The organism is Acinetobacter sp. YH12137, assembly GCF_013418535.1.
GTDB lineage: Bacteria > Pseudomonadota > Gammaproteobacteria > Pseudomonadales > Moraxellaceae > Acinetobacter.
Genome location: NZ_VPBW01000033.1, coordinates 23,205 through 30,355 on the forward strand (window position 1 = coordinate 23,205; position 7,151 = coordinate 30,355).

Genomic DNA, 7,151 nt, shown 5'->3' on the forward strand with positions numbered 1-7,151 from the left:
TTTTTAGGCTAATATAAAATTCATCATGATTATAAGTATCTATATATAGGTACGCCATTGAAAGGATTACAGCATGCAACAAGAAGTCATCATTGTCGGTGGTGGTATGGTCGGCTTGAGTCTCGCGCTGATGTTGGCCAAAACCAATATTGCAGTCAAACTTTTGGAAGCGATCAAATATCCAGATTATGATGATGTAAACCTTGCACCCTATCATTCCAGCTTTGATGCACGTAATAGTGCCTTGTCACGCCGTAGTGTACAGATTTATCAGGAACTTGGGCTTTGGGATGCCTTGCAGGAACATGCAACGCCGATTCTTGAAGTGAATATCACTGAGCAGGGCAGTTTTGGTAAGGCGCGCTTAATTGCAGAACAGGAAAAAGTCGAAAGCTTTGGCCAAGTGATTGAAAATGCCTGGCTAGGTCGTGTGCTATTAACTCAAGTCAAAAAAGAACCACTCATTGAACTGATTGATGGGGTTCAGGTCAGCTCTCTGACTCAAGATGCTGAGTTTGCTTATCTTGAAGCACAACGTGGTGATGCTTTATTGAAACTTCAATCCAAAGTGGTGATTGCTGCTGATGGGCGTGATTCTTTCTGTCGTAAAGCGCTCGGTATTGGGGCTTCAGAACATGACTATGATCAGGTCGCCATTGTCACTACCGTTCAAACTTCTAAGCCACATAATCATGTTGGCTTTGAACGGTTTAGCCACTTAGGCCCATTAGCCTTATTACCACTTCCAGGTGAATATCGTCGTTCTGTAGTCTGGCCTGTGAAAAAAGGAACGGAAGGAGAATGGCTGGGTGAAGAAAATGACCAGCATTTCCTGAACGCCTTACAAGAAACCTATGGCGATCGTGCCGGTAAATTCCAGAAAACAGGTAAGCGCTTCAGTTTTCCATTGTCCCAAGTATTAGCAGAAAAACAGGCTGTGGGCCGCGTGGTCTTGATGGGTAATGCTGCACATACAATTCATCCAGTAGCGGGTCAGGGTTTTAACCTGTGTATGCGAGATGCGCATGTATTGGTGCGCTACCTGAAAGAACAGCAGTCACAAGGTGCAGACTTAGGTGATGCAGCAGTATTACAGGATTATGAAAAATCCCGTTTGAATGACCAGCAAAGAGTGATTAAGTTCTGTGATTCAGTCGTACGTGGATTTAGTAACCAGAATCCATTCTTGAAACTGATCCGTAATACCGGACTGATTGTTTTTGATACCATTCCTGGTATCAAGCCACTAGTCGCTAACTATGCCATGGGGTTAAAAGCATGAGTCTGAATCCAAGTTCTGATGTATTAGATGTCGTGATTGTTGGTGGCGGTCTGGTAGGCGGTCTAACGGCTTTATTACTCGCTCAAGGTGGTGTGCAAGCGACTGTTCTGGATGCTGCGCCTATTCTGGATGCAGACAAAACTTTAAGCGTAGCCAATCCGCGGGTTTTGGCTCTAAGTCAGGCGACTATTCATTTATTAAAAACTGTGGGTGTGTGGGACAAACTTGCACGCCAGCAGCCATATACTGGAATGCAGGTCTGGAATAAAAATGGCTACGGTGAAATTAACTTTGGTCATTCTTCAGAAAGAACACCTTCTGTAGAGCAGGCGCTAGGCTCAATGGTGGAACCGAGTATTCTGAATCTGGCCATCCAGCAAAAGATGCTTGAAGAGGTGCAAGATTACCGCACACAGGTCAAAGTTAACCGGGTTGAACGTGGAGTAGATGTTTGGATCATTCATCTGGCAGATGGCACCCAGCTCAAAACTAAGTTGGTCATTGGCGCAGATGGCGCGAACTCCTTTGTGCGCGAGCAAGCCTTTATCGATATCGATGTACTGGACTATAAACAGGCCGGAATCAGCTGCGCAATTAGAACAGCCCAGCCACATCAGCATGTGGCCCGTCAGATTTTTCTGGAAACTGGTCCTTTGGCTTATCTGCCAATGGCGAGTCTTAAAGAAGAAGAGCAAGGCCACTGGCAATCCATAGTCTGGACATTACCTGATGATTATGCCGATGAGTATGCAGCGCTATCAGATGCTGACTTCACTCAACTATTGACCCGTGAAAGCTATCATATGCTGGGTGAAGTGCTGGAAGCGACAGCACGAGCGAAATTCCCACTCAAAGCTCGTGCTGCACAGCAGTATGTACAAGATGGCTTGGCACTAATTGGTGACGCTGCGCATGTGATTCATCCGCTCGCTGGACAAGGGGTTAATATCGGCTGTCTGGATGCTGCCGTACTCTGTGACGTGTTGCTGCATGACAAAGCGCGTGGAGTGTGGGCCCATGAACAGACCTTGAAACGTTATGAGCATCGCCGTAAAGGCCAGAATGATGCGATGATGCATAGCATGTCGGCGATTGGCTGGATGGAAACTACAGAGCTTTTCCCAGTGGTGTGGGCACGTAATTTCGGGCTGAAACAGGTCGAGCAACAGACAGTCCTGAAAGATGCATTTATGGCTCAGGCGAATGGTTTAAGTTTACTCAAAGATACACGTTATTCAGCCTAGCGGCCGAATGTAAATTTTTTAAACAAACATCTATAAAGAGTAACCATTTTGTTTAAAAAAGATACGATTTTTTGAAAATTAGGGCTAGGCGAAGACCAAAGAGATTGCTAAATTTCAGTTAATTTAAAGCTTGGTTTAATAGATAAAAGCGAAGCCATTTGTGGGGAGAGCAAAATGACAGACGTAAATGATTATGATGATGTAGAAGATCCTGTAATCGACGACGATGAAGCAAAAGCAGCAGAAAAAGGTGCTGCAAGTAGCGAAGAAGTTGTGAATGATACAGACGTATTAGAAGCTGAAACTTTAACTGTAACTGCTAAGCAGAAAAAACGTCAGGCACTTGAAGATGAAATTGCGGCTTTCCTGGCAAGCGGTGGCCGTATTACTGAAGTTCCAGCTGATGAATCCGTTGCAAGAGAATAATTGCACTTGATATTAACGAATAAAAAAACACCACATTGATTGTGGTGTTTTTTTATGGGTAAAGAAAAATTAATCGTTGGCAGAGGTTAGTTCCAAAGCACGTTGATAGGCAATTTTTTTCTTGATTCCAGTCAAATCAGCAGCCAGCTGTGAAGCTGCTTTGACAGACAGGTCTTGTAATAAACGCAGTAACAATTTATCCAGTTTTTCCTGATCCAGATCTTTTTCTTCGATAGAACCGCCAATGACCAGTACGATTTCACCTTTTTGCTGGTTATGGTCATTGGCAACAAATTCGACTAATTCACCCAGTGTCATTTTCTTGATAGTTTCAAAGGTCTTGGTAATTTCACGGGCAAAACCGACAGGACGCTCTGCACCGAATACCGCTGCCAGATCTTTAACACATTCCAGAATGCGGTGGGGCGCTTCATAGAAAATTAAGGTTTGGGTTTCATCTTTCAGTTTTTCCAGAGTCAAGAGTCGTTGGCTTTGTTTAGACGGTAAAAAGCCTTCAAAGCTGAAACGGTCACTCGGTAAACCTACTGCGCTTAAAGCGGCAATTGCAGCACATGCACCCGGTACAGGAACCACATGAATATTATGTTCTTGCGCAGCACGGACAAACTTGAATCCTGGATCGCTAATCAGTGGCGTGCCTGCATCACTGATCAATGCCATATCTTCACCATTGAGCAGGCGTTGAATCAACTGATCAATCTTGTTGCTTTCATTATGTTCATGACAGGCTGTCAAAGGTGTTTGAATATTAAAGTGTTTAAGTAATTGTGCAGAAGTTCGTGTATCCTCAGCTGCAATAAGACTCACCGATTTCAATACATTAATTGCACGATAACTAATATCATCTAAGTGCCCGATTGGAGTCGCAACAACAAATAACTGAGCACTCATAGGTTTCTCCATGTGGAATAAATCGAATAATAAAAAATGGAAGATTCAAAACAAAATTCTGGGCTTGGGGTTACTGGCCTGCGTCAGCAGCGTACAAGCGGAAGTGCTGATTATTCTACCTGAAACCGGCCCCTTGGCGCGAGCCGCTTCGAGTATCAAGCAAGGATTTCTCAGTGCATATACGGCGTCCGGACAGAAAGTACCATTGAAATGGGTCAATTCAGACCAGAAAAAAATCTCTCAGTTACTCAAACAGCATGTCAGTAAAAAGACGCAAATGGTGATCGGCCCTCTGGCACGTCAGGATGTAGAGCAGCTGGTGCAGACTAAACCCAAGATTCGTACACTGAGTTTGAATGAAACTAGCCTAACGGCCCCAAATATCTGGCAATTTAGCCTGTCGAAAAAAGAAGATGCGGCTGCTTTACAGAAGCAGATTGCGCTAGATGGGATTCAGCAACTGTTTGTGCTGCGTCAACCAGGCAGTGAGTCAGAACATGAACTCTTGCTAATGTCACTACTTAGCCAGAGTGAGCTGCAACTGGAAATGATCCAGAAGCCGCCATTTTTTCTGAAGAGCAAGCAGGGGATACTATTGCTCGGCAATGCAGACTGGCTGGCATCCTTACATGGTTTGGGACATAAACGGATTTATACAGTTGCGAATGCAATTAATGAACAGCATGCTCCGCCACGAGGCATCAAGTTCTGCGATGTGCCGGTACTTTATTTTGTTAACTGGCCTGATGTGATACAGGCTTATCAACAGGCACCGGTAAATATGTCCTATCAGCGTTTGATTGCTTTTGGTGGCGATGCCTGGCAAATCACCCAGTATTATTTGAACAATAAAAAAATACGCAATATTGAATTCCAGGGTCGTACTGGAATGATTCAGGTATCAGATCAGGGCATACAACGTACGCCGTCCTGTTTTCAGCAGAGTGCCAAAGGTCTTAAGGCACTATAAGGGTCAGCGATGCAGAAACGATTAGGTGCATGGGCAGAACAGCAAGCTGCCCAACTGATGCAGCAACAAGACTTTCAGCTCATTGCCAGAAACTGGCATAGCCGCTATGGTGAACTTGATCTGGTCATGCAGCGTGAGCAGGAACTGGTCTTTGTCGAAGTAAAAGCACGAGCTAAAACGGGTTATGCATTGGCTTATGAATCTGTTTCCTCTGCCAAGCAACGAAAAGTCCTACAAACGGCTGTATGTTTTATTAAAAAAAATCCACAGTTTGCACATTATTACTATCGTTTTGATGTGATTTGTTTTGATTTTAATCGGTATTTTGCAAAAACCATACAGCATGATTTTTCTCAATACCCTTATGATCTGCACTGGTTTGAAAATGCTTTTACTTTTGATCAAGAGTTTATTAATCTTTGAATAAAATAAGATCTGATGCGGTAGATAAAATTTGCAGCATCATGGGAAAGTTCAAGTATGATGAAGAACATCTGGCCTTGAAAAAACAGATTATTATATTGAAATAAGACTGATTAAAATTAAGGAGTCTTGCTGAGTGGTTAAGCGTATTGCAATAACAATGCTGTGTGTCGCAAGTTTATCGGGTTGTGCCAGCTTTATTTCTAGCGGTACTGGTACGGCTCCTGTAGGTACCGAAAATGGAGCTCGGACGCTAGGACAGGTATTTATCGATTCTTCTATTGTACGTACTGCAAAAATTAATCTTTATAAACTGGATTCACGTTTTAAACAGTCAAGGGTCAATATTGAAAGCTTCCATGGTAATGTCCTGTTGACCGGGCAGGTGCCGGATGCGCATCTCAAGCAATTGGCAGAAGATAATGTCAAATCCATGAGTGATGTCAGAGCGGTGCATAACTTTATCACTGTGGGTAACCAGAGCAGCTACACTACGATCATGCAGGATACCGCCGTGACGGCGAATACCCGTGGTTTGATTATGAAAGCACCGGTGGTGTCTGACAGCAAAGTGCATGTGCATACTGAAGATGGTGTACTGTATGTGATGGGACGTCTGAACAGTGCTGAAATCGATGACCTGAATCAGGTGCTGCAACAAGTGGGGAATATCACGAAAATTGTCACGCTCATCGACAACGTGGATCAGCGCTCTGGTTATAGTACTAACCAGAATTTTGCAGCGCCTGCATCTTATGCACAGTCGGGTGTTGAACAGACTCCAGTCGCCATCGATCCTGATACAGTTGAACCGACCGATGTTCCATAAGGTCAGTCAATTTAAAACGCAGCTGTCAGATCAGATCCTTGAAGTCCAACAACGTTATAAAGATTTCCGGATCTATGATTTTGGCAGTTATGCGCTGAACCGGTTAACCCCCAAACAGGGTTATAGTGTTGAAACCCAGTTAGCCTATGGCTTAAAAGCCCGTCAACGTTTTGATCTGTTTTTAAGCCATCAGCCATTAGCACATCGCCCCTTGATTATCTTTGTCCATGGTGGTGCCTGGCTGCATGGTGATAAAAAGGATTACCACTTCATCGGCGAGGCCTTTGCCAAAGAAGGTTATGATGTGGTGGTGATGAATTATCATCTAGCGCCTGAACATATTTTCCCGATTTATATTAATGACCTGCATTTATTGCTAAATCATTTGCAGCAGCATGCAGACCAGTTAAATGTTTCTACGGAAAATCTGGTCTTGATTGGGCATTCAGCCGGGGCATTTAATGTCATGTCAGCGCTATACCATCCACAAAAGGCCATGATTGAGCGGGAACAGATCCGCGCCATTATTGGACTGGCAGGTCCTTATCATTTTGACTATAAAGATGATCCGATCTGTGCCGATGCTTTTGACCAGTCGATTCCGTATCAGCAGGTCATGCCATATTATTTTGTGGAAAATACCTCCACCAAACATTATCTGTTCATGGCAGAGCGGGACAATATTGTCGGTCATTTCAACAGTCAGGATCTGGACCGGGTTTTAAAAGACCATGGCAATCATAGTGAGCTGATTACCATTCCGAAACTGGGTCATATTACGATGATCGGTTCATTGTCCAGTTTGTTTAGCCGGTTCTTTGAAACCAAGCCGCGTGTGATGTGGGCGCTAGAAGATGCTTTCAAGTGAAGATCTGTGATCGTGGTAATTCCCATAAAAAAGCCCGGTATAAAAACCGGGCTTTTTTAATTGAAAACCTTGTCCCGTCCTGAAATAAGTTTACACCTTAAGAGACTTATTTTATGGAACATGCACAAGAACAACGAGTTAAACGCACACAACGTGATTATAGCTTCGCCTTTAAAATGATGGTTGTACATGAAGTA

The 7,151-nt window shown here is 43.8% G+C and carries 8 protein-coding genes; 7 read left to right on the forward strand and 1 reads right to left on the reverse strand.

The annotated features are described in order from the left end of the window. Positions 1-73 precede the first annotated feature (73 nt). The 3 genes from ubiH to FTU72_RS13120 all read left to right on the forward strand — a co-directional run bounded on the left by ubiH (position 74) and on the right by FTU72_RS13120 (position 2,952). Positions 74-1,282 carry a 2-octaprenyl-6-methoxyphenyl hydroxylase gene (gene ubiH / locus FTU72_RS13110; protein WP_180052981.1) on the forward strand — a complete coding sequence of 403 codons (1,209 nt, stop codon included), beginning with the start codon at positions 74-76 and terminating at the stop codon, positions 1,280-1,282. After that, positions 1,279-2,526, forward strand: a complete 1,248-nt coding sequence (locus tag FTU72_RS13115) for an FAD-dependent monooxygenase (RefSeq protein ID WP_180052982.1) — start codon at positions 1,279-1,281, stop codon at positions 2,524-2,526. Before ubiH ends, FTU72_RS13115 begins: the two co-directional genes overlap by 4 nt. A 174-nt stretch (positions 2,527-2,700) precedes the next feature. After that, positions 2,701-2,952, forward strand: a complete 252-nt coding sequence (locus FTU72_RS13120; RefSeq protein ID WP_004782870.1) for a hypothetical protein — start codon at positions 2,701-2,703, stop codon at positions 2,950-2,952. A 69-nt stretch (positions 2,953-3,021) separates the two neighbouring features. Here FTU72_RS13120 and rsmI read toward each other — a convergent pair whose 3' ends face one another. Next, a complete protein-coding gene (gene rsmI, locus FTU72_RS13125) occupies positions 3,022-3,864 on the reverse strand; it encodes a 16S rRNA (cytidine(1402)-2'-O)-methyltransferase (RefSeq protein WP_180016844.1) in 843 nt (280 codons plus the stop codon). 10 nt (positions 3,865-3,874) lie between these two features. Here rsmI and FTU72_RS13130 point away from each other — a divergent pair, with 10 nt between their 5' ends. From FTU72_RS13130 to FTU72_RS13145, 4 genes are all read left to right on the forward strand, one after another. Then, entirely contained in the window at positions 3,875-4,834 is a 960-nt protein-coding gene (locus tag FTU72_RS13130; RefSeq protein ID WP_180052983.1) for a penicillin-binding protein activator, read from the forward strand. 9 nt (positions 4,835-4,843) lie between these two features. Then, entirely contained in the window at positions 4,844-5,257 is a 414-nt protein-coding gene (locus FTU72_RS13135) for a YraN family protein (protein WP_180052984.1), read from the forward strand. A 136-nt stretch (positions 5,258-5,393) separates the two neighbouring features. After that, positions 5,394-6,086, forward strand: coding sequence for a BON domain-containing protein (locus tag FTU72_RS13140; protein ID WP_159123345.1), 693 nt, complete (start codon positions 5,394-5,396; stop codon positions 6,084-6,086). Further along, entirely contained in the window at positions 6,076-6,954 is an 879-nt protein-coding gene (locus FTU72_RS13145) for an alpha/beta hydrolase (RefSeq protein WP_179992078.1), read from the forward strand. The genes FTU72_RS13140 and FTU72_RS13145 overlap by 11 nt, the downstream gene beginning before the upstream one ends. Positions 6,955-7,151 lie beyond the last annotated feature (197 nt).

What these genes read in the sequence shown, in the direction of transcription:
- FTU72_RS13135 (WP_180052984.1), top strand. Translation starts at nt 4,844, where the DNA reads ATGCAGAAACGATTAGGTGCATGGGCAGAACAGCAAGCTGCCCAACTG.
- rsmI (WP_180016844.1), bottom strand. Translation starts at nt 3,864, where the DNA reads ATGAGTGCTCAGTTATTTGTTGTTGCGACTCCAATCGGGCACTTAGAT.
- ubiH (WP_180052981.1), top strand. Translation starts at nt 74, where the DNA reads ATGCAACAAGAAGTCATCATTGTCGGTGGTGGTATGGTCGGCTTGAGT.
- FTU72_RS13145 (WP_179992078.1), top strand. Translation starts at nt 6,076, where the DNA reads ATGTTCCATAAGGTCAGTCAATTTAAAACGCAGCTGTCAGATCAGATC.
- FTU72_RS13130 (WP_180052983.1), top strand. Translation starts at nt 3,875, where the DNA reads ATGTGGAATAAATCGAATAATAAAAAATGGAAGATTCAAAACAAAATT.
- FTU72_RS13120 (WP_004782870.1), top strand. Translation starts at nt 2,701, where the DNA reads ATGACAGACGTAAATGATTATGATGATGTAGAAGATCCTGTAATCGAC.
- FTU72_RS13115 (WP_180052982.1), top strand. Translation starts at nt 1,279, where the DNA reads ATGAGTCTGAATCCAAGTTCTGATGTATTAGATGTCGTGATTGTTGGT.